General features: G+C 39.6%; 20 protein-coding genes. 9 read left to right on the top strand and 11 right to left on the bottom strand.

All coding sequences use genetic code 11. The features are described from left to right. The first annotated feature begins 437 nt into the window (after positions 1-437). The 4 genes from HMPREF2802_RS03190 to HMPREF2802_RS03205 all read left to right on the top strand — a co-directional run bounded on the left by HMPREF2802_RS03190 (position 438) and on the right by HMPREF2802_RS03205 (position 7,474). The gene (locus tag HMPREF2802_RS03190) at positions 438-2,072 is read left to right on the top strand and encodes a BCCT family transporter (RefSeq protein WP_049409436.1); all 1,635 of its coding nucleotides are present in this window, start codon (positions 438-440) and stop codon (positions 2,070-2,072) included. 502 nt (positions 2,073-2,574) lie between these two features. Beyond that, positions 2,575-4,068, top strand: coding sequence for a betaine-aldehyde dehydrogenase (gene betB / locus HMPREF2802_RS03195; RefSeq protein ID WP_002471432.1), 1,494 nt, complete (start codon positions 2,575-2,577; stop codon positions 4,066-4,068). 166 nt (positions 4,069-4,234) lie between these two features. Beyond that, positions 4,235-5,932, top strand: a complete 1,698-nt coding sequence (gene betA, locus HMPREF2802_RS03200; RefSeq protein ID WP_049407307.1) for a choline dehydrogenase — start codon at positions 4,235-4,237, stop codon at positions 5,930-5,932. 237 nt (positions 5,933-6,169) lie between these two features. Next, positions 6,170-7,474, top strand: coding sequence for an MFS transporter (locus tag HMPREF2802_RS03205; RefSeq protein WP_070502729.1), 1,305 nt, complete (start codon positions 6,170-6,172; stop codon positions 7,472-7,474). Positions 7,475-7,723: 249 nt separating this feature from the next. Here HMPREF2802_RS03205 and HMPREF2802_RS03210 read toward each other — a convergent pair whose 3' ends face one another. Continuing rightward, positions 7,724-8,668 (bottom strand): nucleoside hydrolase, encoded by a 945-nt coding sequence (locus tag HMPREF2802_RS03210; RefSeq protein WP_070502730.1) that lies wholly within the window; start codon positions 8,666-8,668, stop codon positions 7,724-7,726. A gap of 36 nt (positions 8,669-8,704) precedes the next feature. Next, positions 8,705-9,388, bottom strand: coding sequence for an alpha/beta hydrolase (locus HMPREF2802_RS03215; protein ID WP_070502731.1), 684 nt, complete (start codon positions 9,386-9,388; stop codon positions 8,705-8,707). Positions 9,389-9,565: 177 nt separating this feature from the next. Between HMPREF2802_RS03215 and HMPREF2802_RS03220 the strand changes: the two genes are divergently transcribed. Both HMPREF2802_RS03220 and HMPREF2802_RS03225 read left to right on the top strand, forming a co-directional pair. Continuing rightward, on the top strand, positions 9,566-10,687 hold the full coding sequence (locus HMPREF2802_RS03220) for a CapA family protein (protein WP_102696146.1): 1,122 nt from the start codon (positions 9,566-9,568) through the stop codon (positions 10,685-10,687). 520 nt (positions 10,688-11,207) lie between these two features. Continuing rightward, positions 11,208-12,875, top strand: coding sequence for an APC family permease (locus tag HMPREF2802_RS03225; protein WP_070502733.1), 1,668 nt, complete (start codon positions 11,208-11,210; stop codon positions 12,873-12,875). A gap of 289 nt (positions 12,876-13,164) precedes the next feature. Here the strand turns inward: HMPREF2802_RS03225 and HMPREF2802_RS03230 are convergent, their stop codons facing one another. Beyond that, positions 13,165-14,397 (bottom strand): ArgE/DapE family deacylase, encoded by a 1,233-nt coding sequence (locus HMPREF2802_RS03230; RefSeq protein ID WP_070502734.1) that lies wholly within the window; start codon positions 14,395-14,397, stop codon positions 13,165-13,167. A gap of 843 nt (positions 14,398-15,240) precedes the next feature. Here HMPREF2802_RS03230 and nagB point away from each other — a divergent pair. Beyond that, positions 15,241-15,984, top strand: coding sequence for a glucosamine-6-phosphate deaminase (nagB, locus tag HMPREF2802_RS03235; RefSeq protein WP_070502735.1), 744 nt, complete (start codon positions 15,241-15,243; stop codon positions 15,982-15,984). A 108-nt stretch (positions 15,985-16,092) separates the two neighbouring features. On the opposite strand, the gene HMPREF2802_RS03240 is transcribed toward nagB, so the two are convergent. The 7 genes from HMPREF2802_RS03240 to HMPREF2802_RS03270 all read right to left on the bottom strand — a co-directional run bounded on the left by HMPREF2802_RS03240 (position 16,093) and on the right by HMPREF2802_RS03270 (position 23,878). After that, complete coding sequence (locus HMPREF2802_RS03240) at positions 16,093-17,472, bottom strand: TcaA 3rd/4th domain-containing protein (RefSeq protein WP_070502736.1); 1,380 nt, start codon at positions 17,470-17,472, stop codon at positions 16,093-16,095. Positions 17,473-17,488: 16 nt separating this feature from the next. Next, positions 17,489-18,559, bottom strand: a complete 1,071-nt coding sequence (locus HMPREF2802_RS03245) for a zinc ribbon domain-containing protein (RefSeq protein ID WP_070502737.1) — start codon at positions 18,557-18,559, stop codon at positions 17,489-17,491. Positions 18,560-18,835: 276 nt separating this feature from the next. Beyond that, the gene (locus HMPREF2802_RS03250; protein WP_070502738.1) at positions 18,836-20,197 is read right to left on the bottom strand and encodes an FAD-dependent oxidoreductase; all 1,362 of its coding nucleotides are present in this window, start codon (positions 20,195-20,197) and stop codon (positions 18,836-18,838) included. Between the two features lie 141 nt (positions 20,198-20,338). After that, positions 20,339-20,878, bottom strand: coding sequence for a hypothetical protein (locus HMPREF2802_RS03255; protein WP_070502739.1), 540 nt, complete (start codon positions 20,876-20,878; stop codon positions 20,339-20,341). Further along, the gene (locus HMPREF2802_RS03260) at positions 20,875-22,029 is read right to left on the bottom strand and encodes an AAA family ATPase (protein ID WP_070502740.1); all 1,155 of its coding nucleotides are present in this window, start codon (positions 22,027-22,029) and stop codon (positions 20,875-20,877) included. The genes HMPREF2802_RS03255 and HMPREF2802_RS03260 overlap by 4 nt, the downstream gene beginning before the upstream one ends. 143 nt (positions 22,030-22,172) lie before the next feature. Beyond that, positions 22,173-22,433, bottom strand: coding sequence for a hypothetical protein (locus tag HMPREF2802_RS03265; protein WP_070502741.1), 261 nt, complete (start codon positions 22,431-22,433; stop codon positions 22,173-22,175). Positions 22,434-22,588: 155 nt separating this feature from the next. Next, on the bottom strand, positions 22,589-23,878 hold the full coding sequence (locus HMPREF2802_RS03270) for an arsenic transporter (RefSeq protein WP_070502742.1): 1,290 nt from the start codon (positions 23,876-23,878) through the stop codon (positions 22,589-22,591). A gap of 192 nt (positions 23,879-24,070) precedes the next feature. Between HMPREF2802_RS03270 and HMPREF2802_RS03275 the strand changes: the two genes are divergently transcribed. Continuing rightward, positions 24,071-24,271: a helix-turn-helix transcriptional regulator gene (locus HMPREF2802_RS03275; RefSeq protein WP_002471721.1), complete on the top strand. Its 201-nt coding sequence runs from the start codon at positions 24,071-24,073 to the stop codon at positions 24,269-24,271. Next, positions 24,264-24,767, top strand: a complete 504-nt coding sequence (locus HMPREF2802_RS03280) for a DUF3278 domain-containing protein (protein WP_002471725.1) — start codon at positions 24,264-24,266, stop codon at positions 24,765-24,767. The genes HMPREF2802_RS03275 and HMPREF2802_RS03280 overlap by 8 nt, the downstream gene beginning before the upstream one ends. A gap of 122 nt (positions 24,768-24,889) precedes the next feature. Here HMPREF2802_RS03280 and HMPREF2802_RS03285 read toward each other — a convergent pair whose 3' ends face one another. Then, on the bottom strand, positions 24,890-25,360 hold the full coding sequence (locus tag HMPREF2802_RS03285; RefSeq protein ID WP_002471726.1) for a thioesterase family protein: 471 nt from the start codon (positions 25,358-25,360) through the stop codon (positions 24,890-24,892). Positions 25,361-25,667 lie beyond the last annotated feature (307 nt).

Raw genomic sequence — 25,667 nt, forward strand, 5'->3', positions numbered from 1 at the left:
GTTTGTATAGGGGGGCACGCTCAACTAATTTTTGAAGTGGTAATTTCTATAGAAATGGATTTAATGTCGAAAAGTGGTATAAAGCAGGGATTGAAGGAAAGGATTAAGCTGTATTTTTAAATTTATTTATATACGTTTAAAAAGCATAAATATACATAAATGCCAAACTATTAAGTCTGTTCAATTCGTTAAATCGTAACTTAACAAAGTGTTAACGAAAGAGAATTCTCATGCTCTTGTACTTCGTTTTTATATAATTATTCATTAGGTTAGATACAATATTTTATGATGAATTTGCATTTTTATTTAATATTAGTTAGTCTCATGTCTGTACATACAAAGAAATATCTGCACGAACCACGAGGGCGAGTGTAGGTTAATCTATACCACTTTCATTCAAGATTTACACAAGATAGATATGTAAGGAGTGTTTAACTTTGAAAAAAGGGAAGGTCATGGACTGGACGACCTTCATAGGTGCCGTCGTCGTACTACTTGTCGCGGTTATTCCTATGATGGTCTTTCCAAAAGCAAGTCAAGATGTCATAACTCGAATTAACGATGCGATTTCGGGTTCACTTGGGGCAGTATATTTAGCACTAGGACTGCTAATACTCGGATTTGTACTCTATATCGCATTTGGTAAATATGGAAATGTGACTTTAGGGAAAGCGACAGATCGCCCTGAATTTAATAACTTCAGTTGGGCAGCAATGCTCTTCTGTGCAGGGATTGGTTCAGACATCCTTTACTGGGGTGTTATCGAATGGGCGTTCTACTACCAAGATCCGCCAAATGGAGCGAAAGGTATGACAGATGAGGCGCTTTCTTACGCCACTACATACGGGATGTTCCACTGGGGTCCAATCGCTTGGGCTATCTATGTGTTACCAGCTTTACCGATTGGTTATCTCGTATTCGTTAAGAAGAAACCTGTTTACAAGATTAGCCAAGCTTGCCGTCCGATCTTGAAAGGTCAAACGGATAAGTTATTAGGTAAAATTGTCGACATTCTATTTATCTTCGGTTTACTCGGCGGTGCGGCAACATCACTCGCACTCGGTGTACCGATGATTTCTGCAGGTATCGAACGTCTAACAGGACTAGACGGTGAGAACATGGTTATGCGCAGTATTATCTTGCTGACCATTACTGTTATCTTTGCGATTAGTTCATATACAGGTTTGAAGAAAGGGATTCAAAAGCTGAGTGACGTCAACGTATGGCTCTCATTCTTATTACTTGCCTTCGTATTCATCATTGGACCTACTGTCTTCATGATGGAAACGACTGTGACAAGTGTTGGGGACTTACTGAAGAACTTCTTCCATATGGCAACATGGCTTGAGCCATTTGGTGGTATCGGTGGACGTAAAGAAACGAACTTCCCTCAACAATGGACTATCTTCTATTGGTCATGGTGGATCGTATATGCGCCATTTATCGGACTCTTTATCGCACGTATTTCTAAAGGTCGTACATTGAAAGAAGTCGTGCTCGGAACAATGGTCTACGGTACATTAGGTTGTATCTTATTCTTCGGTATCTTTGGTAACTATGCGGTTTATCTTCAAATTACACATGAATTCGATGTGATTAATTTCTTAAATCACCACAGTACCGAAGCGACGATCATCGAAGTGATGCATCACTTACCAATGCCAAGTATTACGATTGTCTTATTCTTAATTTCAGCGTTCTTATTCTTGGCTACAACATTCGATTCTGGTTCATACATCCTTGCTTCGGCTTCTCAAAAAGTCGTTATTGGCGAACCATTAAGAGCCAATCGTTTGTTCTGGGCATTCGCATTATGTCTATTACCGTTCTCACTTATGCTCGTAGGTGGCGAACGTGCATTAGAAGTACTGAAGACAGCATCGATTCTGGCAAGTGTGCCATTAATCGTCATCTTCCTTATCATGATGGTTTCCTTTATGCGGACGCTGGGTAATGACCGGATACGGTTGCAACAGCGTGCGGATAAGCATAAAGAGATTGAAAGACGGTCTCTACGGATTGTGCAGGTTGCTGAGGATAAGCGTGACATCCACCACAACGACAACCTGTAGTGTTGGCTTTTGACAAGCGTTTGCAATTGTTGTCAACTTTGAAAATAACTGGCTCGTTTACGGGTAGTAAACGTCGCTGCGTTATTTTCTTGTTTCCTAAAATGCGAAACGCTTTCACTGCGCCAACGGGTTAGGTGATGACAAGTGTTTGCCTTTGTCGCCCTCTTTAAAAGGTATTAGCTGGTTTACGGGTAGTAAACGTCGCTGCATACCTTTTTCGACTCCTAAAATGCGAAACGCTTTCACTGCGCCAACGGGATAAAGAAAGGCAAGCGCTAGACTTATCCACTAACAACGCACACATTTTAAAAAAGTAAAATGAAATAAAAGAGAGAAGCAGACGTGCGAATGAAGTCGTATCAACGATTTGAGACGCAGTTCTGCTTCTCTTTTACTATAAGTAACCATTACAACAGGGTTGACAGTTTAAAATTGCACATGCTAAGATAATCTTGAAAAATTCGTTAAATAAAAATTTAACAAACTTAACGGAGGTGCAGTTATGGACGTATTAAAAAACTTATCTCATCAACAATATATTGATGGTGCTTGGGTAGATAGCTCAAATCAAGCTACAAGAGACATCATCAATCCATATAACCAAGAAGTTATCTTCCAAGTTGCGGAAGGTACGGCTGAAGATACTGAACGCGCTATTCTTGCAGCACGTCGCTCATTTGAATCAGGTGAGTGGGCGAATGAAACTGCTGAGGAACGTGGTAAGAAAGTACGCGCAATTGCTGATCAAATCAAAGAACATCGTGAGGAGCTTGCACAATTAGAAACGCTAGACACTGGTAAGACATACACAGAATCACTTGCAGATATGGACGATATTCACAATGTGTTTATGTTCTACGCAGGTCTCGCTGATAAAGAAGGCGGCGAAATCATCAATTCACCTATCCAAGGTACTGAAAGTCGCGTCGTGAAAGAACCTTTAGGTGTTGTAACGCAAATCACACCTTGGAACTATCCATTATTACAAGCATCATGGAAGATTGCTCCAGCATTAGCGGCAGGTTGTTCACTCGTAATGAAACCTAGTGAAATCACACCGCTCACTACCATTCGCGTGTTTGAAATGATGGAAGAAGTGGGCTTCCCTAAAGGTGTCATCAACCTCGTATTAGGTGACGGTGCTGAAGTTGGTAATCCGATGTCATCTCATGAAGAAGTTGATCTCGTATCATTCACTGGTGGTATTGAAACTGGTAAGCACATCATGAAACAGGCGGCAGATCATGTCACTAATATTGCACTTGAGTTAGGTGGTAAGAACCCTAACATCATCTTTGACGATGCAGACTTCGACGTGGCAGTAGACCAAGCGCTTAACGGTGCTTATTTCCACGCTGGTCAAGTATGTTCAGCAGGTTCACGTATCTTAGTGCACAACGATATTAAAGATAAATTTGAAAAAGCACTTATCGACCGCGTTAAAAAAATTAAATTAGGTAATGGCTTCGACGATGAGACAGAAGTAGGTCCACTCATCTCTCAAGAACATCGTGATAAAGTTGAAGGTTACATGGAAGTTGCTAAACAAGATGGTGCGACAATCGCAGTGGGAGGTAAACGTCCTGAACGTGAAGACTTACAACAAGGTTTCTTCTTTGAACCTACAGTGATTACAGATTGCGATACGTCAATGCGCATCGTACAAGAAGAAGTCTTCGGCCCAGTCGTTACTGTCGAAGGATTCTCAGACGAAGAAGAAGCAATCAAACTTGCAAATGATTCAATTTACGGCTTAGCAGGTGCGATTTTCTCTCAAGATATTGGAAAAGCACAACGCATTGCTAGCAAATTGAAGCTCGGTACAGTTTGGATTAATGACTTCCACCCTTACTTCGCACAAGCGCCATGGGGTGGCTATAAACAATCAGGTATCGGTAGAGAGTTAGGTAAAGAAGGACTTGAAGAATACCTCAATACGAAACATATTCTTACAAACCAAGCTCCAGAAACTGTCGATTGGTTTAATAACGACTAAGCTACACTGATTTTAGTAACACAATGTGATAGCAACACAAGAAGGTTGTAACGTGTAAGATGTTCTGTTAAAGATTTCCGTCGCACGTTCAACCTTTCATTTTTAAAAATATAAACAAGTAAAGTAACGTAGAACAGCGTATTTCACTAGGAGGGTTATAGAAAGTATGGCGAATCAACACACAGACAAGCAATATGACTATATTATTATCGGTGGCGGTAGTGCCGGTTCAGTACTCGGTAACCGCTTGACTGCAGACGGTACGAAAGAAGTGCTCGTTCTTGAAGCAGGACGTAGTGACTATCCTTGGGATTTACTTATTCAAATGCCAGCAGCCTTGATGTATCCATCAGGTAATAAATTCTACGATTGGATTTACTCTACAAATAAAGAGCCACATATGAATGGCCGTAAAGTTTCTCACGCACGTGGTAAAGTGCTCGGCGGATCAAGCTCTATCAACGGTATGATTTATCAACGTGGTAACCCAATGGACTACGAAGGTTGGGGTGCGCCTAAAGGTATGGAAACTTGGGACTATGCCCACTGCTTACCTTACTTCAAACGTTTAGAGACAACATTTGGTGCAGAGAAGAATGACCCAATCCGTGGTTTACACGGTCCGATCAAGCTCAGACGTGGACCTGCGAAGAACCCGTTATTCCAAGCGTTCTTTGATGCAGCAGTTGAAGCGGGTTATAAAAAGACACCTGACGTAAATGGTTTCAGACAAGAAGGCTTTGGTCCATTCGACAGCCAAGTCCATCATGGTCGTCGTGTGTCAGCTTCAAGAGCCTATTTGAGACCTGCGATGAAACGTCCTAACTTAAATGTTGAAACACGTGCATTCGTTACACGTTTAAACTTCGAAGGTCGTCGTGTGACAGGCGTAACTTACAAGAAGAATGGTAAAGAACATACAGTGAATGCGAAAGAAGTTATCCTTTCAGGTGGTGCATTCAATACACCACAACTTCTACAATTGTCAGGTATCGGTGATTCAGAGCATCTCCGTTCAATCGGTATTGAACCCCGCATCCACCTTCCTGGTGTCGGAGAGAACTTTGAAGACCATCTTGAAGTCTACATTCAACACGCTTGTAAGAAACCTGTGTCTATGCAACCAAGCTTGAATAAACTCAAGATGCCACTCATCGGTTTACAATGGATTCTAGGCCGTAAAGGTGCAGCTGCATCGAACCACTTCGAAGGTGGCGGTTTCGTCCGTTCAAACGATGATGTCGATTATCCTAACTTGATGTTCCACTTCTTACCATTAGCGGTACGTTATGATGGTCAGAAAGCGAAGACAGAACATGGTTACCAAGTTCACGTGGGACCAATGTACTCTAATTCACGCGGTAGCTTGAAGATCAAATCTAAAGATCCATTTGAACATCCAGATTTCGTCTTCAACTACTTATCAACGAAAGAGGATGAGCGTGAATGGATCGAAGCGATTAAAGTTGCACGTAATATCCTGTCACAACCTGCACTTAAACCATTTGATGCAGGCGAAATTTCTCCAGGACCTGACGTACAAACAGATGAAGAAATTATTGAGTGGGTTAAGAACGACGGTGAAACAGCATTACACCCATCTTGTAGTGCGAAGATGGGGCCTAAAGATGACCCAATGGCTGTTGTAGATCCACTCACTATGAAAGTTTACGGTATGGAGAACTTACGTGTCGTTGACGCATCTGCTATGCCACGTACGACAAACGGTAACATCCACTCTCCAGTGTTGATGTTAGCTGAGAAAGCAGCAGATATTATTCTAGGAAAAGAACCTTTAGCACCTCAATATGTCGACTATTACAAACATGGGGTGCATGATGAAGATGCGGGCACAATTCAATAGAATAGGTCAGTTGTAAAATAACGAACAATGAATCCCTCTGACGAAGTGTTATTGAACGCTTTGTTGGAGGGATTTTTCATGTTGTAAAAGAGAGGAATGATTACTTTTTACGTAAAAACTGATACAACATGATAACTTATTCATAATTGACAGCGCTTTCATTTAAGGTTATTGTAGTTTTATACATATAGAAAGATTAAGAATTCTCAGTAAATTGATAAACAAAGGGTGGGGAACATGAAAAAATATCGTTATGTCATCATCACGATGATTGTACTCATGACTATGATTAACTACATTGACCGTGGTTCAATTTCGTATGCCCAAGCTGACATTATTAAAGAATTTGGTTTCGACAAAGTCGCATGGGGCTCAATTCTTGGTTATTTCGGTTATGGTTACATGCTCGGTTCATTATTCGGAGGTATCTTATCAGATAAGAAAGGACCTAAATTCGTTTGGATCGTCGCAGGTACGTTATGGTCTGTGTTTGAAATGGCCATGGCTTTCGCAGGTGAACTTGGACTCGCTGTCTTTGGTGGTTCAGCACTTGCAGGTTTCGGTGTCCTACGTGTCCTCTTCGGATTCTCTGAAGGACCGTTATTCTCTACGATGAACAAGACGAACGCGAACTGGGCTGCTCCGAAAGAACGTGGCTTACTTTCAGCGTTAGGTTTAATCGGGGTGCCACTAGGTGCGTTAATCACAGCGCCTATCGCGTCATTCTTATTATCTGTAACAACTTGGCGTGTACTATTCATATTAATGGGTGCACTCGGTATCGTTTGGGTAATTATTTGGAGTAAGATGTTTACGAACTATCCAGAAGATCATCCGAAAGTATCGAAAGAAGAGTTGGCGGCCATCCGTTCGACTGACGATACATTCTCAGGTGAGAAGACAGTGGAAACGGAAGATAGTTCTAATGAACGTTGGTATCACTTCTTCAAGAGTCCAACGCTTATCTTTAATACAATTGGTTACTTCGGCTTCCAATACATCAACTTCTTAGTCTTAACTTGGACGCCAAAGTACTTACAAGACGAGTACCACTTTGAAATCCATTCACTATGGTATTTAGGTATGATTCCTTGGATCGGTGCTGTCTTTACAGCTTACTTCGGTGGTCGTTTATCTGACTGGTTACGTACGAAGACAGGAAATTTATGGATTGCACGTTCAGGATTATCGATCTTTGGTATGATTCTTGCAGCTATTTGTTTCTTGATTATTCCAACGACAAATAGTGTACCGATGATTATGTTCTTAATGATGTTAGGGGTAGCATTCCTCTTCTTACCGAACGCGGTATACTGGGCTGTCGTTATCGATACTGCGCCTAAGAATGCAGGTACATACGGAGGTATTACACACTTCTTCGTTAACTCAGCGACAATTATCGCGCCAACGTTAACAGGTATTCTCGTATCATCTTATGGCTATAAATCAATGTTTATCTCAGCTGTAGTATCAGCAGTGATCGGTATTGTGGCGATGATCTTCGTTCGTCCGGGTTATAAGAAGATGAGTAAGCAAGCTTAATATCTTATTAGTAAAATGAAAGAGGTCCTTGATTGAGTCTGGAGCGGCTCAATTAAGGACCTTTTAGCGTGGGTGGAAAATAGTACTATATTGTTTTTATTTAACAACTTTCCCTTGTTTGGGAGTAGGACAGAAATCTGTGATTTCGTTGTCCTTCCTCCGCGAGGGTGACTAGAGTTCAAGAAAGCGATAGCCATCTCGAATTCAGACAGCTACCGCGCTGGGCTGCACTCAACTAACACTTTCGCTTTATTCTGCTTTTTTAGCTAAATCAGTAATGTAGCGGAAGAAGTCGTCACGATCTACATCATCGACGACGCCTACTAAGCGACCATGTGTCTCATCGATATACGTGCGACCTTGGCTTGGACCTTCTGTTACCACCGATGCTTTGACCGTATGTTTATGAGCGAGGGAAGCCTCGCCGGTATACGCAGTCGTGAGCACATCCCATAAGAAATAAGTAGAGTTAGTTTGGAAATGCGTTAACGGTGGCATCGCTGCATAGCTCACTCCTAAGAACTCAACTCCGATATATTGACGTTCACGTGCCCACATTTGACGCACTTCCCACGTTAAAGGAACTTGATTCGTGCTTTCTAATGCGACCATATCAATCTCGATTTCTGAGTTGAAGACCGTTGCGACAGCTTCGGGATCCCAGAATGCGTTCCACTCTGCAGTGCCATCATGTTCAGGTTCTTCGACGTTACCTTTGTCGAGGAAGGTGCCACCCATCCATACTAAACGTTCGATTTGTGAAGTGATGGTTGGGTCTACTGTGAGTGCTTGCGCTAAATCAGTTAATGGACCAGTAAATAGCAATGTTACTGGTTCTTCACTCTGTGTTACTTTATCGATAATATCTTGATAGGCTTCCACATGCGTTGTGATATCCTTATCGTTAGTTTCGTAATGTTCATTTAAGACGGGTAGTGCATCTACGAAGAACGCATGCATGCGCCACTCTTTTGGAAAAGGATTCTTGCATCGCGCTTTCGAAGCAGCCACTTCAATAGGTTGGTGGCCGAAGCGTTGAATAATTTTTTCTGAAGCACTGACGGCAGGTTCAATGTAACTATCCGCACCAATCGCACTAACACCAATTAAATCGATTTCTTCCATTTGAAGTAATAAAAATAAAGAAACTAAATCATCTACGCCACCATCGTGGTTAAAGTATACCGGTTTCACTTGTCGTCCTCCTCATATGTTCGGCTTACGATTTTGTTATAAAGAATGATTACGAATCCAGTCTACCATATGATCGAAGAACGGCATATCGGGTTCAATCGCTACCATGTGATCAAGTTTGGCAGGCGCAAGTAAATCAATCACATCGCCCTCATTCTGTTCAATGTAATCGAAAGTCGTATCGATGAGTACTTTGTCATCGTCTACACCATGTAAGATCAGTGTAGGCACACTCAGAGGTAGACGTGAAAGAGGTGAAGCTTGGTATAAGGCCTCATCTGACGCATCACCAAAGTATTCAAGTGCTGCATCATCACCGAGATGGTGGTCACGTGTGAATTTTACATCTGTCACTGGGCCGAGTGCCACGATGTAATCGGCATATTGCGCATTGTTAAACGCCAGTTGACCTCCAACTGAATGACCGATAACAGTGAGCTGACCTTTTGTACGGAAGTACTCAGATGACTTGAATGTTTCAAGCGCTTGTTGCACATCTGTTTCTGGCGTTGGCCAAGGGTGCTCCCCACGACGGTATTCAATATTAACGACATTGAAGCCGAAGTTAACGAGCTTTTCCACAAAGGGGTGCATCTTCTCTACACCAATACGTTGACGCCAATAGCCACCATGCACGACAGCTAACCAATTTGCATTATCATCAGTCTGATAAACTTCAATAAATTGTTCTTTATGATCTCCATATGTTAAATATTCCACTTATTCGTCACTCCTCGATTAATTCATTCTTAGTTCTCATTTTACCCTACTCCTCAGCGCAAGAAACTGTAGGCTTTTTTAACTATTTTCATAAAAAGACTATACTTATTTTATGTTTTTGTTATATTAAGGATAAGATTTACTTTTATAAAATATATAGAAAGCGAGATAAAGTTAATGAGGAAATTATTTACTTCAATCATATTATTTGTTTTGTGCATAGGCGTCATGGGCTTCTCTCAAGCGTGCGCTAAAGATGATGAGATCTCAGTTGAAGCAGTGGGAGACAATTTGATTCATCCAGCGGTCTATAATGATGCTCGACAAGTCGATGGTTCTTATGATTTTAAACCGATGTATGAACCTTTGAAGCAACGTATGTCATCAGCAGATATTTCCTTTATCAACCAAGAATCGCCAATGGGTGGAGACGATAAGCCTTTCCATGGTTTTAAGCGTTTTAACACACCAAGTGCAGTGGCAGGAGACATTATTGATACAGGATTCAACCTCGTCAATGGCTCTAACAACCACGCGCTCGACCAAGGGATGAGTGGTTTGTACAATGAGCTCAGTATTTGGGATCATTTGAAAGACCAAGCGACCTACACAGGTACATATCGCAGCCAGAAAGAACGTGACCATATTACGGTAAAGAACGTCAATGGTACGAAGGTGGCGCTCGTCAGCTATACATATGGCACGAACGGTATCCAGCCAGATCACCAATATAATATTAACCGTTTCGATAAAAAGCTCATCAAGAAAGATATTGCGCAAGCGAAGAAAGTCAGCGATGTCGTGATGGTGTCAGCCCACTGGGGTAAAGAAGGCACGCATAAGGTTACTGATAAGCAGAAAGACTACGCGCATTACATTGCCGATCAAGGTGCAGATGTCATTATCGGTACGCATCCTCACGTCATTCAACCTATGCAGTGGATGAAAGGGAAAGACGGTAATAAGACACTTGTTGCGTACTCGTTAGGTAACTTCCTTAACGGCCAAGCTACAGGCGATGAGAACAATATTCTCGGCGGTAACCTACACTTTGATTTAGATAAAAATGCGAAGACGAAAGTGAAGAATGTGAAGTGGCGTGCAGTCGTGACACATTATGAGCCTCAGAACGCGAAGACCCATAAAGGTAAAGCACACTTCAAGATGATACCGCTTGAAGATTATAAAGAGAAGCTAGCGAAGAAACATCGTCTCAATTATAAGAAAGGTAGCCATGTGAGTGTGGATAGACTTAACGATATTAATAACGACACTATTGACGAGAGATTCCGTAAGTAAGAGCATCGTGTTTGGCACATTTATCTACAATAGAATAGACAAATAATGAGTTATCATGATTTGAGTTACATGTTTTGAAGTAGTATGCGCAAGAACTTTTACTGTTTTGATGCGTATACTACTTTTTCTATTTAGATTTTAGTTAAAAGTGTAAAATTCACCCTAGATAACTTATAAAATCTCTATAAACACTGGCGCTCTAGTAGTTTAGAGGATATTTTAATTTGTAAAAGCGCTTACAATGAATACACTTTAATGCATATTTTAGTAACGTGTAAAAATTATCTATTATAATGCTGACTACAAGTGTTTAAGCGGTCTTCTACATAGTTGCGAGATATGCATTCAAAGCCATTATTTAGTATATTAATACAACAGAATGAATAACTCATCTACTGTAGGCGTTGATTTGACGATATTGCGTTTTAGAGTATAATAGCAAAGTATGCAATGCATTGTATAATCGTTAACGATTCGCAGTGCCTTGACTATCATGAATATAAAAGAAATAGGAGTTATTATGTCACAAGATAAACACAAAGGTAAGATTAATTTACCGCAACTTATATTACTCGGACTCGGTTCGTTAATTGGTTCGGGCTGGCTCTTTGGTGCCTGGGAAGCATCATCTATAGCAGGACCAGCTGCGATCCTCTCATGGATTATCGGTTTCATCGTTATCGGGACAATCGCATATAACTATATCGAGATTGGTGTCATGTTCCCACAATCCGGTGGAATGAGTAACTACGCGCAATATACGCACGGTTCGTTACTCGGCTTTATCGCTTCATGGGCGAACTGGGTGTCATTGGTTACTATCATTCCGATCGAAGCAGTATCTGCTGTTCAATACATGAGTTCTTGGCCTTGGGACTGGGCGAAGTTTATGGGTCATTTAATGCACAATGGCCAAATCAGTACCGTAGGATTAATCGCTGTTTATGCGATTATCGCGGTCTTCTCATTACTTAACTATTGGTCAGTGAAACTTTTAACATCATTTACAAGCTTAATTTCAGTATTTAAATTAGGTGTGCCATTATTAACGATTATCATGTTAATGTTATCTGGTTTCCATACAGGTAACTACGGTCACTCTATTAATCAGTTTATGCCATATGGTAGTGCGCCTATCTTTGCGGCAACCACTGCCTCAGGGATTATCTTCTCATTTAACGCTTTCCAGACGATCATTAATATGGGGTCTGAAGTGTACAAACCTGAGAAGAATATCGCACGTGGCGTAGTGATTTCACTCGTGATCAGTGCCGTACTTTACATCATCCTACAAAGTACGTTTATCACGTCTATGCCAACAAGTATGTTACATGAACATGGTTGGAGTGGTATTAACTTCAACTCACCATTCGCTGACATGGCGATCTTATTAAGCTTGAACTGGCTTGCAATTCTGCTATATATTGAAGCAGTGGTTTCGCCATTCGGTACAGGTGTATCATTCGTAGCTGTCACAGGCCGTGTGTTACAAGCGATGGAACAGAATGGTCATATTCCTAAATTCTTAGGTAAGATTAACAAGAAATACAACATTCCGCGTATTGCGATTGCTTTTAACGCGATTATCAGTATGGTGATGGTAACGTTATTCCGTGACTGGGGTACGTTAGCCAGCGTAATTTCAACAGCAACGTTAGTAGCCTATCTTACAGGTCCTACGACGGTCATCGCTTTACGTAAAATGGGTCCTAAGCTACATCGCCCATTCAGAGCAGGTATGTTGAAATTTATGGCACCATTCTCATTCGTCTTGGCTTCACTTGCTATCTATTGGGCAATGTGGCCAACGACAGCAGAAGTCATCTTTATTATCATTCTCGGTTTACCGATTTATTTCTTCTACGAGTATAAAATGAACTGGAAGAATACGACGAAACAAATCGGCGGTAGTTTATGGATTATCGTGTACTTAGTAATTCTTGCATTACTATCATTCATCGGTAGTAAAGAATTCAAAGGTATCAACTTAATCCATTATCCATATGACTTCTTAGTCATTGCGATTGTTGCGTTAATCTTCTATTACATTGGTTCATCTAGTTACTTCGAAAGTAAATATTATAAGAATGCACAAAAAATCAATAAGAAAATGCGTAAGAAATTGCGTGAAGAACGTAAACGTGAGAAAGCAGTTAAAAAAGCTGAGAAAAAAGCACAAAAAGCATAATTTAAGTGCGATGCACCCCATAGTTGGAGAGCACACTCCAGCTGTGGGGTGTTTTTGTATGTTGGGCGAGTGTAGTGAGAAAAGGGGGATATCCAACGTAAGTTCATTGTAGAAGATGTCTGGGGTAGTATCGCTTTCGTCTGAGGCAGAAAGGCGTTCGGCTTAGCTCAATTTCAATGGTGGGAACTATCGATATACAAATCACCCCTCACTACATCATATAGCGAGGGGCGTTTTGCTTCATATTAAGACAGTTAAGATATTGAAAAAACGTAACTTATTTAACGCTTTAGCTATTTTCAAGATAAGTCGTAAAGAGCTCTACATAATACTCAGTGAAGTCGAGATATTTGTCTTTACGCACACATTCGTCGATTTGATGTGGGTTCTCACCAGGACCAAACACGATGAATGGGAAGTTCTCATCTTTGTCGCGTAGTAAGTTAGACGCATCAGTAATTGCGACAGTTGGTGCTGCTTTGAAATTATCGTTGAACTTACGGTCTGCGATGGATTTACCATATTTCACGAGGTCATTGTTACCATTCGTAAGCACAGATTCCAAGTCAAGATAAAGGTCGCTTTCAAGGTCTGCACCATTTTGGTTGTGTTTATCTAATGTCTCGTTAAAGAGTTGTTTCACTTTCTCATTATTGTATTCCGGAATTGTACGGATATTGAATTCAGCTTCTGCAGAGTCAGGTACAGAGTTAACTTGTGTACCGCCTGAGATAACCGTATTACTAATCACTAATCCTTCGATAACGTCTTTGACATATTCAGGATCGATGGATTGAGGAAGTTGTGGCGCAAGTTTATCATACATACCACTTAAATCGAGCGATTGACTGCGATTACCTTTGATAATTTGATGGTAAGCGTCGTCGATATCTTTAACGAAATCAATAAGCGGTAGTATCGCATTTTTACCAATTACAGGCATAGAACTGTGTGCAGCGTGCCCTTTAGAGATAATGCGGTAGTCCATGGAACCTTTGTGGGCAATTACGAGCATGTTCTGACAAGGTTCAGCGATGACTAGGGCATCAACCTCATCCATTTCGCCAGCTTCGTACGCTTTCTGTGAACCGAGCTGTGCTTTCTCTTCACATGATGTCGCGATAAATTTAATGCGACCTTTCTTCAGTAAATCGTTCTCTTTAATCTCAATCATTGCGATGGCTAAAGCGGCGAGTCCTGATTTCATATCAGCTGCACCGCGACCATATAGCATGCCGTCATCTTCTGTAAGAGTAAAAGGATCGTACGTCCACTGTTCATGCTTACCTTCAGGAACGACGTCTATATGGCCAGAAATACCAAGTACAGGTGAGCCTTCACCAATTTCGGCAATTAAGTTTCCACGATGCTCATCTAGTTCTTGGATGCGAGAATCAATACCATGTTGTTTGAAGAGGTCCTGTAAGTATTTACATACCTCGATTTCGTTATCATTCACTGTATTCATTGCCACAATGTCTGATAAGATCTGCACCTTTTCTTCATTAGAGAAAGTGCTCATACCTATCACTCCTTTGTTAAGCTATTTCAAGTATACTAGTTGGGTAAAATTGATGTGAAACATATTGCTTGTGACAACAACTTTTATAAGAAAAATATTAATGCGTAAACAGAATAGTTAGTTGGTGATGTGGGGTTCGAGAATAGGGTGGGAAGGTTATGTGATTGCGAAAACAAGACAGAAAAATACAGCCGAGGTAGAAACATGGATGAATAAAAAACCTCGACTGCATCTTTACGATATTGAAAAAGAGTTATCAGTCACTCAGTTGAAATTACTTGTCTTGGAAGCCACCTGATACAAATGGAGCAAGAATTGATTTAATTACCGCAATAATCTTTTCGACCATATCAGTCACCTCCCTAAGAGTATTTCAACTCTGTATTAAAGGTAACACTAGATTGAAGCGGTGTGGGGAATAGTCCGTAGATGATCGCTATGAATGCATAACTGTTAAATTTTATATTTAATAAAATGCGCAAGTGTACGTTGGAGTGAAGAAGAGGGTGCGACTATGGCTATTTATGAAAAGTATTTTCAAAGTCATGTGTTATATTGATTAACAATTTTATAAACGGTATATTTAAAGTAATCGGAGGTGGCGGGAAGTTAGTTTTGAGTTTGTTTAAGAAACTTATATACAGCGTCTCATCTTAATATATAAGACACGTTAAACGTCGCAGTAGCTGGCTGAATTCGGAAAGGGTAGATTACCTTTTTCGAAATCTAGCCAGCCTTGCGGGGGAAGGACAACGAAATCAAGTAGATTTCTGTCCTTCTCTCAAAAATGAAATCGAAGAATATCTAGGGATTTAATGATAAATTAAGGGAAAAGGTGATTTTATGAAGATATTGAATATGGGGAACAAGCGTGTAGCAAGTGAATACGCTGCAATTGAAATTATCAAACAAGTAAAAGCGCATCCTCAAACGACGCTAGGGTTAGCTACAGGAGATACGATGTTAGAGGTTTATCCTGATTTAATCGAGTTGATCAACTTGAATCAAACGGATTTATCTGAGGTGCATACGTTCAACCTGGATGAGTATGTTGGTCTAGGTCAGGGAGACAAAGATAGTTACCATACGTATATGCATGAGAACTTATTTAATCACAATTCAAGCTGGGTCGCTAAGAATATCCACGTGCCGAACGGTAAAGCAGAGGATATTTCCAAGGAAATTAAAGATTACGAAGCGCAGTTAGAAGCGGAAGGCCCTGTTGATATTCAGCTACTAGGTATCGGAGAGAACGGGCATATTGGCTTCAATGAACCAGGTGCTTCATTTGAGAGTAAAACACGTGTTGTCGATTTAACAGAATCTACAATTAATGCGAATAAAGTACATTTTGAACGTACAGAGGATATGCCTACTCAAGCGATTTCAATGGGCTTAGGTTCTATTATGTCAGCGAAGCGTATTATTCTTCTAGCATTTGGTGATAAAAAAGCGAATGCGATCCAACAATTGATTGAAGGCAAAGTTTCAGAAGTGTTGCCAGCTTCAATTTTGCATCAACATGATAATGTTGAAATTCTCGTCGATGATACGATTTACCAACAATTGGATTGGAGTAAGCAATAATAAATTAAAAATCGTACCATAATTAAAAGCTCGTAGATGCTGTTTAAGCGATCTACGAGCTTTTTTATAATTTTAACATCGAAATTGGAAACTACTTTTACCTATAGTTTAATAACCTGAGGAGACTTCTTCTCCATCCTCATCGTATTCTGTGACGTAACCATCATCTGCATCAATCTTGTATGAGCCAGCGAGGTCGCCATCTTTATCTGTGAAAGAGAAGCCCCAAGTGTCGCCATGTTTCTCAGGTTCTTGGTAAGTGTATTCATCTGTATCTAGCTTATGACCTTCGTAAGATTCGACTTTATCAATGACGTTGTCGCGTGTCACTGATGTATGACTTGAACTAGAACTACTGCTGTCATCATCGTCGTCATCGTCATCTAACTTCTTATCTAGCTCTTTATCTTCGTGTTCGTCAATCGCATCGTCGTCGAAAGTGAGCTCTACAGTTGTTGACTTATCGCCACCGCTAGGGCTTGAGACGTTCTCAGTGTTAGATTTGAATACTTTACCCTCAACTTTCGTAGTCGCATATACTTCGACTTTATCGTCTGGAGAGTAAGGGCCGAATTCTTCATCTTCATATTCATCAAAGTCACTTTGCTCTTTACCATTGATGTAGAGCTTGAGTGAGTCAGAGTCGTATGAGCTTGAGTCAATTGATACTGTAAAGCGTTTTTGTTTAAAGTTCGTCTCGGCTTGTGGTTCATTAGCTGACATATCAATTGAGAGTCCGCCTTTGAATTTCTTACCATCGACGTCTTGTTGTGCTTTAAGGTCATAAATACCTAATGGGAAAGAACCTAATGTTTTAGTGTTCTCTTCTGTCAGGTTGGATTTACGCGTTTTTCCATTGTACTCATATTTCAATTCGCCTGAGTCGTCAGGATCAATCGTCACTTGTTGTTTAGGAACTTCAAATGCGTATTTTTTGAAAATGCCATACTGCTTACCATCACGTTTCACATTAAAGACGTTTTGATCGCCTGAAGAAACGCCCATTTGATGATAGTTATGCTTGGTCATCTTCTTACCAACAGTCTCTACTTCATCGGCAATGCGTGATGGACTGTCTTCTTGTTTGATATATCTGTACCAAGCTTTCGTTTCAGTCTTAGACAAGTGTTTACCGTCAGACTTTAAATGCTTAGATAAATCTCCAGTCTTACCTTTTCGAATATCATGAGCAATCGTCTCACTTTCTTTTTTAGCAGAAAGCTGTGAACTAATGATTTTATAAGCAGCGAACAAAGCAGCTAGGATTAATACGATAATAATAAGGATAATCCAGAATCGTTTGTTCGAAGATTTAGATTGCGAACGTTGTTGATTTGAGTCGTGCTGTGATCGATTACGGTCGGTTGTATCTTGGTTGTGGTTCGATTGTGTGTCTGAGTGACGCTTTGAGTTGAGAGGCTTACCACATTGAGTACAAATCTTCTGTCCCTCTTTGACTCGTGCACCACAGTTACCACAGAAATTCATAAGATACCTCCTTTAATTAGTAACCACCTGATGACTGGTCAAATATTCCATCTAGTGCGTCAGCAGCTGATCCGATTGAATCAGTAATGAAACTTTCTACAAAGATACGTAAGATAAATGCAACGATTAGGAAGTATATAAGAATCGCATAAATGACTGGCATACGTAACTGATATTGATGACTGTTCTTCGTCATTAGGTACACGGGCGTTACCATTAGCATTAATAGTGATAAGATGAGAATCGTAATTGCGACAGTAAATGCATGCATGCGTACTAACAGACATCCTATAAGGAATAAGACAACAGGAATTGTATTAATTAATACAAAGTCTGATAGGAATTTCTGTAAAGGTATATTCACGTTTATCATGCGTAATAATAAATAAGTTACAAAGAATAAGATAATCAGTCCAATGAATAAAGCGAATATGAATGAACCAATCGCTGAACTTTTCTCTGTTTGCAAGAATGTTTCAAGAAAGCCTTCTGGTATCATGATAGCTAAGAACACAGCTGTAACGATAAAGCCAGCAACTAACAATGTTACTAGTGTTTTAGCGCTAAATGATTTAGAACTAGAAATGATTTGGTCAGGTCGTGTAAATGCAGTTCTAAAGAAGTCTTTCATCTCATTAAATATATCTGTTGAGTGTTGTTTGAAATCAGGTCCTTGAGGTTGTTGATTCTGAGAAGATTGTGAATTTGTGTGGTGATTCTGAGTTGGTTGTGAGTTGTTCTGTTGGTATGAATTATTCTGATGAGGTCGCTGTTTGTATGTTGCTTGCTTATTGTCTTGAGGTTGATGATCTTGCGCTTGATGATGATTCTGTGATTCGGAACGTGCTTGATTAGAAGTTGTTCCTTCTTGATCGTAGCGATGCGTTGCGTGTTGCTCGTTGTCAGTCTTTACTAGATGCTCTTTATGTTCTTGAGATGTGTTTGAAGTTTCTGCTTGAGTATGTGCTTTGTCTTTATCAGTAGAAGAAGCGGATTTATCTGTAGACGGGTCTTTTAACTTTGTCCCACATTCGCCACAGAAGATATCTTGTTCATCTACTGGCTGTCCACAATTTGGACATTTCATGTCAATCACCCCTATTTATGTAAAATGATATTCAAAAATATGGTAACACAAAATAATAGAAAATAAGATGACTTTTCATAAAAAAGTTGGTAAAATTAAGAAATTTTTAATAAACAGAGATATCAGACAGTGTGGAATCGAATTATATCGTGTTTATAGGGGAGTTTTATGCAGAAAGAGGAAAGGGCGGTAAAATTTACCTAATCAAAAAAAGAGTCCAAATTGAAAAGTGAATTCAACTTGGACTCATAATTTATAAAACTTTCATCTACTCAACTAGAAGAGCATTTGGTCACTACCGAATGTGTCGCCTAACGCTTCTTGTGCAAGCACGTTGAGGTAGTTCCAAGGACGATCGAAGTCAGGTTGGAAGAAGAAGTCGACCATCGCAAGTTGTTCGAGTGTCCAACCTGCATTGATAGCAACAGAAAGTGTGTTGATAGATTCGACCATATCTTCTTTAGACATCAATTGACCGCCGAGAATGCGATGACTATCTTTGTCGTACATAATCTTCATGTGTACAGTCGCGTCATCTTGCATGAATTTCGGTCTGATTGGTTCTTGAACGAATGTTGCGCCTAGATTACCGTCATAACTGTCCGCTTCCGTCTCATGAAGACCTGTTTGACCGAATTTGTAATCAAAGAGACTTAAGCCGGACGTACCTGATACTTTCGGCATTTTCAATTGTTTACCGGCCATATTTTTAGCTGCTATCACACCTTGACGGCGAGAGTTAGTCGCTAGGGCAATATAGCGTTCTTCATTAGTAGGTGCGTAAGGGATAAGTGTTGCGTCACCACCTGCATATACGTCTTTGGCAGATGTTTGAAGATGTTCGTCAATATTGATTACACCTTTATCACCAAGTTCAATCTTACCATCTAACCATTCTGTCGCAGGTTTCACACCTACTGCGAAGAGCACTGTGTCCGCTTCGTATGTGTTTTTATCTGTCACTACTTGAGTAATATTACCGTCGTTATCACCCTCGATACGTTGAACGTACTCGCCACCGACAAAGTCTAGACCATGTGATTTAGCGTTATCTTCAAGAATACGCGTAAATTCTTCATCTAAATATGTCGCAAGGATACGGTCGTTAACGTCGATAACTTTCGTATCAATACCTGCTTGCGCAAAGGCTTCAGCCGCTTCGATACCAATGTAGCCACCACCAACTACAACAGCTTTCTTCGCAGCTTGCATACGGGCTTTGATTTCGCCAGCCCATTCACGACCACGCATGAAGTAAATACCTTTGTAATCGTTGATACCTTCAATTGGTGGGGCAACCGGTTCGCCACCTGGGCTTAAGAATAATTTGTCATAGCTATATTCTGTAGACTTGCCATCTTCATTGACTGAAACCGTCTTATTGTCTGTATCTAAATCAACCACATCACTATTGATGTGAACATTAACGCCTTGTTTAGCGTAGGAATCTGCCGTCGCATAGTGGAGTGAATCAAGTGATGGGGAGATATCCTCTAAGTAACTTTGAATACCGCAAGAGAGGAAAGAAGGTTTGTCGCCACGTTCGAAGAGATGAATTTCTGCTTCTTTATCTTCTTTCAATAATGTTTGAACAACTTCAAATCCTGCGTGAGAACTTCCTACTACAATATATTTCATAAAGCAACCTCCTTTAATGCTTCATCAACGTTCATAATGTCTTACATTATTTATTTAAACTATCTGATGAGCGGTCAAACACAAGAAGCGTTTCCATATGGTAAAAGTCATTAAGTGTTCACAGGAGAGAGTGGAATTGAATTACTTTAGGAGATTTTTAATAGAGTAACTTTTTTTATTAGGCCTGATGTGATGATATAAATTAATAGCATTTAAGAGGTCGTATTGTTGATAAAATTGAGTGATAAATTGTGAAGATTTAACTGGCGCCCGTAGTTTCTTTTTCAGGTAAATAGAAGGTTTTAAATGATGTCGTGATTTCTCTTTTTGATAGTCATTAAAAAGGCCTAAAGCCAAAATCATTAAAATTTCAATTTCAGGTTGAGTTAAAATAAAGATTTTGGCTTTAATGCTGTTTTGAAAAAACTGAGGAATTTCAAAAGACTGGATATGGTCAAGGATTAAGATTACGCTTATATTCTCATAGTAACGAGAAGCAAGATAACTTTTGGAAAATTTCTCAGGATTACGGAAGTCATTGTTTAAAATTTGCCTATCTATGAGATGAGATCGATTAAAGAGGAGTAAATCTCTTTCTAATAAAATTTCAATTATTGTTTGCTCACTCTTGCCTTCGCATATTACCGCTATAGGATTATTGATATCAATTTGTAATATCATAGTTGTAGTGTCTCCTCTTTCACAAGCATATCTACGTTTTTTCTAATAGCGAGATGATCGACGTAACGAGGAGAGGTCTTCAAATATCCACTCATGAATATATCGCTAATATCTGCCATATTAAGCTCAGAAGAAGAAAGCAAATTAGTATAACATTGTACATCGATACCTTGATCATTTCTAAGTAAATAAATGCTATCTTGACGACTTATTAAATCAAGAACTTCAATATAATGAGTACTAAATATTAATGTAGCTTCATTTTGGTTTGATGTAGTCAAAAAGAAATTTAACAAGTCTAAAATATAGCGTCGATCAAGGTCGCTACCAATTTCATCTACTATAAGATAGCCACCAGTTTTGAGAGCTTGGATAATATCATAAAGTAATGTAAGTAGTTTTCTTGTTCCTGATGAAATATATAAATGAAGCGTCTCTTCTGTTAAATGTAAAGGCTTTTCTCTGTTATTAAATTTAATTACGACTTCTGGATTGTTATTAAAAATCACTTTATAGTACTCAATAGAATTATCAAGGTGCTCTAGAAATTGTTGATTTGAGGTTTCGCTTAGGAACGTTATCAATTCTTTATTTGAAATAGAAGAATGATACTCTAATACATTTGGTAAAGAATTGAGATTCGTTAGTTCTGGAAGTGTTGAGTAGTGATGAGAACGATCCTTGTATATAACTTCATATATACCATCGTACAGCTCAGGTTGAAAGACGTTTCTTCTTTTTACTTTAGCGTTAAGGCGTCTTTTAAAAATATGTTCTTCAGTGATATAACAATCTTTATCCGTTTGACTAATTTGTACTTGGGCTCGGTATAAAGCATTCTCATGAGCGAGGTAAATCGTACAGGTAACGTCGTTGTCAAAATGAGTGAGAAATTGGGAAGAGGCATTCAAGCTTCCGCGATTAAGAAATAAATCAAAGCAATTTTTAATAATATTTAGTGTCGTTGTTTTCCCTGAGGCATTCATACCTATGAATGCCACTGTATTCAACGCATAAATATAGTGGTTAATACGTGTCAGTCTCTCTTCTGGAAAGTTCGGATCGAAAGGTTGACTAGCTGTAAAGTCTATATCTAATGTCTGATTCTTAAAATGATTTAAAGGGGTTACAATGAGTCGTAGTACTTTCATGGAGGTTACCTCTTTTCATTAAGTTGTATCGTGATGTAATAGTGTCAGTTAGGTATCTTTAGTTATTGAACGGTAAAAATATGAGCGATTGAAAAGGTTAAATTGAAGATTGATTTGAAATAACATGAACCTATCATAGATGTTTAGATTAAGCCGAGTGAACGAGCTAGTAATCTTGTGAAAGCGATCAGGGTGCTACATCCCGCTAATGACCACGATATGATGCTATTCCTCATCGACTTGAACTCAGCCAGCATCTTTAATTCCATTTCGTTCATTGCGATAGTGATTTTGTCTTCGATAACGGAGGGAAGTTGATTTAATTTGTCATTAACGCTACTAAGGCTATTTTCATTTAATTTTTCGTGTTGTTGAAATTCTTCTTTCGTAAGATATTGCGTCATCGTCGTCACCTTCTTGTCGTGTTCTGTCTTGATGAGAGTGGATTAAGTTTTATTATAATGTATGTCGATGAGAAAGGGAAATGCGAAGATAGATAACCGCTTCTTTTAAAAATCTGACTAAGAAGCGGCTCAGAAACACACATTTTTTAAACCACTTACCATAATAGCAATGTTAAATATAATCCTAATAATGTCACGATGAGTACCGGGATAGTAATGATGATACCTGTCTTGAAGTAGACACCCCAGCTTATCTTGATACCCTTTTTACTCAATACGTGAAGCCAAAGTAACGTCGCCAGTGAGCCTATCGGTGTGATCTTCGGACCGAGATCTGAACCGATAATATTCGCGTAGACTAAGGCAGACGGAATGGGCTCAGTGAGATGTAGTTCGTCGATTGCTAACACATTGACAAAGACAGTCGGCAAATTATTCATGATAGAGGACATGATTGCTGACAGAAAGCCCATACCCATTACACTGGCGAAAGGGCCTTGATCAGATAAGTAGTGCAGGCCGTGTGCAAGCAATTCGGTTAGCCCTGCATTTTTCACTCCAAAGACGACGAGATACATACCTAGCGAGAAGAGAACGATATTCCACGGTGCACCTTTAAGTACGTTGCGTGTGTCAACTGCTTTTGAACGTGCTGAGATGAGTAGTAAGATGAGCGCGACGATGCCTACGATAACGGACACAGGGAGTTGGATAAAAGCACTGCTTAAATAACCGATGAATAAGATGATTAACGCAATCCATGACCAACGGAATAGTTTCTGGTCTTTAATCGCTGTTCGTGGTGCAACTAAGTCTTCAGTATGGAACTGTTGTGGGATGGCTTTTCGAAAATACAACCATAAAATCACAATGCTACTTCCCAAAGCAAAGAGGTTCGGAATCATCATGTGAAGCGCATAATCAATGAAGCCGATAGAGAAATAGTCGGCAGAGATGATGTTCACTAAGTTACTGATAGTGAAGGGTAGGGAAGTTGTATCCGCGATAAAGCCACAGCCAATGATAAATGGAAAGATAACGCGCTTGTTGGCGTTTAAAGTGCGCATGATGGCTAACACAATCGGCGTCAGAATGAGTGCACCACCGTCATTAGCGAAGAAAGCACTAATTAATGCGCCAAGAATTAATATGTAAAGATACATTAAGAAACCGCGACCACGAGATGCACGGACCATGTGTCGCGCGGCCCATTCAAAGAACCCGATGTCATCGAGAATAATAGAAACGATGATGAGTGCGACAAACGTTAACGTCGGGTTCCAAACGATGCGAGCAACATCTAAGACATCGTTGAACGAGACGACACCAATGAGCAGTGCGAGTACTGCACCGATGATTGCAGGGACACTAATGTCGAGACCTTTGGGTTGCCAGATAACCAATATTAATGTGAGTACGAATAGTGCGATCGCGATCCAAACCATAGCTTTACCTCCGTAATATAGTAACGATATCACGATTTGAGGTGTTGTGCTATGTAGATGGTTGAAGTGGTTGTGAGGGTGTCACCAGGTTGGTTGTGAGTTTGAGATAGTAAAACGAGTGTTAAAAATGTCGGGTATATTTGACACTTCTACTAATGTCATATATATTTGACATAGAGAGGGAGATGAGTCATGACGAAATTAAATCAATATCGTAAAGCGCTTGGCATTTCCCAACTTGAATTGTCCAAAAGAGTAGAGGTTTCGCGCCAAACCATTAATATGATCGAGAACAATAAATATAATCCCTCGTTATCACTATGTATCAAGTTGGCGAAAGCACTGAATACAGATTTAAACACTTTATTCTGGGAGGACGATGGCGATGAATGAGAAACTACTGAAGTGGTTTATTGGTACATCTACAGAGAGAGATGAGCGAGAGCAACAAGAGATAGCTGAGAGTTTAGGTACCGGGTTAATGTATGTTTCGATAATCCTTCCTATACTACTATTAATCAATATAATCAACGATGCATTCCATCATCATTATAGTATGGGAACGTTTAGTCTCTTTGCTTTACTCATATTTATAAGTATTTATTCAATGGTGAAGATGAGAAAGTATCATTTAGATAATGACCGTGTACATAATGAACAAGAATACAAAAAGTTGTTGAAGAAGTATAGAATGCGTTGCACTCTAGCAGGTGTTTACTTTGGTGTAGTTATGGCAGCACTCAATTACTTTCTTGAACCAATGTTTCTCGATTTTTCAGATGGTTTGAGTCCACTACAAGTCTGTGTATATTTATTTAGCGGCGTATTATTTGGTTTCTTTATATACTTTTTTATGAAAAGCAAAATTCAAAAAGAATACGATGAATAATTAGAGCAATAAATCTAAGCTACAAAAATTATAGAAGCAATTAATGTTTACAAATACAAAAAGTGAGCGAACTTCAACTATGCATTTAGCCATAGTAACGAAGTCTCGCTCACTCTTTTTTATTATTTTCTTGGAATGCCTATCACATGCCCGAATTGTGGTGGCATTTCTCTTTGTTCTTGCGCTTGATAATAACTTTCGAATTTCTCGATTACTTCTTGTGGGAAGTTCATACTTTTACGCTCATAGTTGCTTACCGCCATCATCATCACTTCGTACGTAGCTGCACGCTCATCTTTCTCATTGTACATCGTCAAGAAGAGGTGGATACGCTTGTGATCGTAGTCATAAATGTAAGGATCGATGTAGAAGCGTTCGTTCACTTGGAGCTCTTGTAAAAATGACAAGTGAGATTCTAATGAGAACACTGTGCATTCGTTATTCTGACGATATTCAATCGTGAATCCCATATTTTCGAACAGTTCTACGACAGAATCGCTAAAGATTGCGTAATACGTTGCGTCGTGTAAGTGATTGTTGTGGTCTATCCATTCAGGCTTGACCACGTTTTGTGAAATATATTCTAAATCCATTCCCATTCCCCCGGTTAAAAATATGTAATAACTTCTCCATTCTATCAGTTCGATGACTGCAAGGTCTAAGCATCTGTTTTTAAGTCATTATGTGCATAAGAGTTAAAATGTTCCTATTGCATTCGTGATTATATTCAGATAATATAGTTTTGTAAGCGCTTACTTTTTATAATTTTATCTATAATCAAAGGTTATTTATTGCTAGAACTAACAAACCTGTTGTAAGGTGTACGGTATAAACTTTTATCATTACTATGCTTTAAGGGACTAAAAGCATCGTCGTTAGCGAATAACTCGATGAGACACC

It is taken from the genome of Staphylococcus sp. HMSC071G07, assembly GCF_001811435.1.
GTDB lineage: Bacteria > Bacillota > Bacilli > Staphylococcales > Staphylococcaceae > Staphylococcus > Staphylococcus pettenkoferi.

Bases quoted from the DNA above. Each gene is read 5' to 3' on its own strand.
- HMPREF2802_RS03250 (WP_070502738.1), bottom strand. From the start codon at position 20,197: ATGAAATATATTGTAGTAGGAAGTTCTCACGCAGGATTTGAAGTTGTT.
- HMPREF2802_RS03285 (WP_002471726.1), bottom strand. From the start codon at position 25,360: ATGGATTTAGAATATATTTCACAAAACGTGGTCAAGCCTGAATGGATA.
- HMPREF2802_RS03205 (WP_070502729.1), top strand. From the start codon at position 6,170: ATGAAAAAATATCGTTATGTCATCATCACGATGATTGTACTCATGACT.
- betB (WP_002471432.1), top strand. From the start codon at position 2,575: ATGGACGTATTAAAAAACTTATCTCATCAACAATATATTGATGGTGCT.
- HMPREF2802_RS03255 (WP_070502739.1), bottom strand. From the start codon at position 20,878: ATGATATTACAAATTGATATCAATAATCCTATAGCGGTAATATGCGAA.
- HMPREF2802_RS03265 (WP_070502741.1), bottom strand. From the start codon at position 22,433: ATGACGCAATATCTTACGAAAGAAGAATTTCAACAACACGAAAAATTA.
- HMPREF2802_RS03280 (WP_002471725.1), top strand. From the start codon at position 24,264: ATGAATGAGAAACTACTGAAGTGGTTTATTGGTACATCTACAGAGAGA.
- HMPREF2802_RS03275 (WP_002471721.1), top strand. From the start codon at position 24,071: ATGACGAAATTAAATCAATATCGTAAAGCGCTTGGCATTTCCCAACTT.
- HMPREF2802_RS03270 (WP_070502742.1), bottom strand. From the start codon at position 23,878: ATGGTTTGGATCGCGATCGCACTATTCGTACTCACATTAATATTGGTT.
- HMPREF2802_RS03220 (WP_102696146.1), top strand. From the start codon at position 9,566: ATGAGGAAATTATTTACTTCAATCATATTATTTGTTTTGTGCATAGGC.
- HMPREF2802_RS03245 (WP_070502737.1), bottom strand. From the start codon at position 18,559: ATGAAATGTCCAAATTGTGGACAGCCAGTAGATGAACAAGATATCTTC.
- HMPREF2802_RS03260 (WP_070502740.1), bottom strand. From the start codon at position 22,029: ATGAAAGTACTACGACTCATTGTAACCCCTTTAAATCATTTTAAGAAT.
- HMPREF2802_RS03240 (WP_070502736.1), bottom strand. From the start codon at position 17,472: ATGAATTTCTGTGGTAACTGTGGTGCACGAGTCAAAGAGGGACAGAAG.
- nagB (WP_070502735.1), top strand. From the start codon at position 15,241: ATGAAGATATTGAATATGGGGAACAAGCGTGTAGCAAGTGAATACGCT.
- HMPREF2802_RS03225 (WP_070502733.1), top strand. From the start codon at position 11,208: ATGTCACAAGATAAACACAAAGGTAAGATTAATTTACCGCAACTTATA.
- HMPREF2802_RS03230 (WP_070502734.1), bottom strand. From the start codon at position 14,397: ATGAGCACTTTCTCTAATGAAGAAAAGGTGCAGATCTTATCAGACATT.
- betA (WP_049407307.1), top strand. From the start codon at position 4,235: ATGGCGAATCAACACACAGACAAGCAATATGACTATATTATTATCGGT.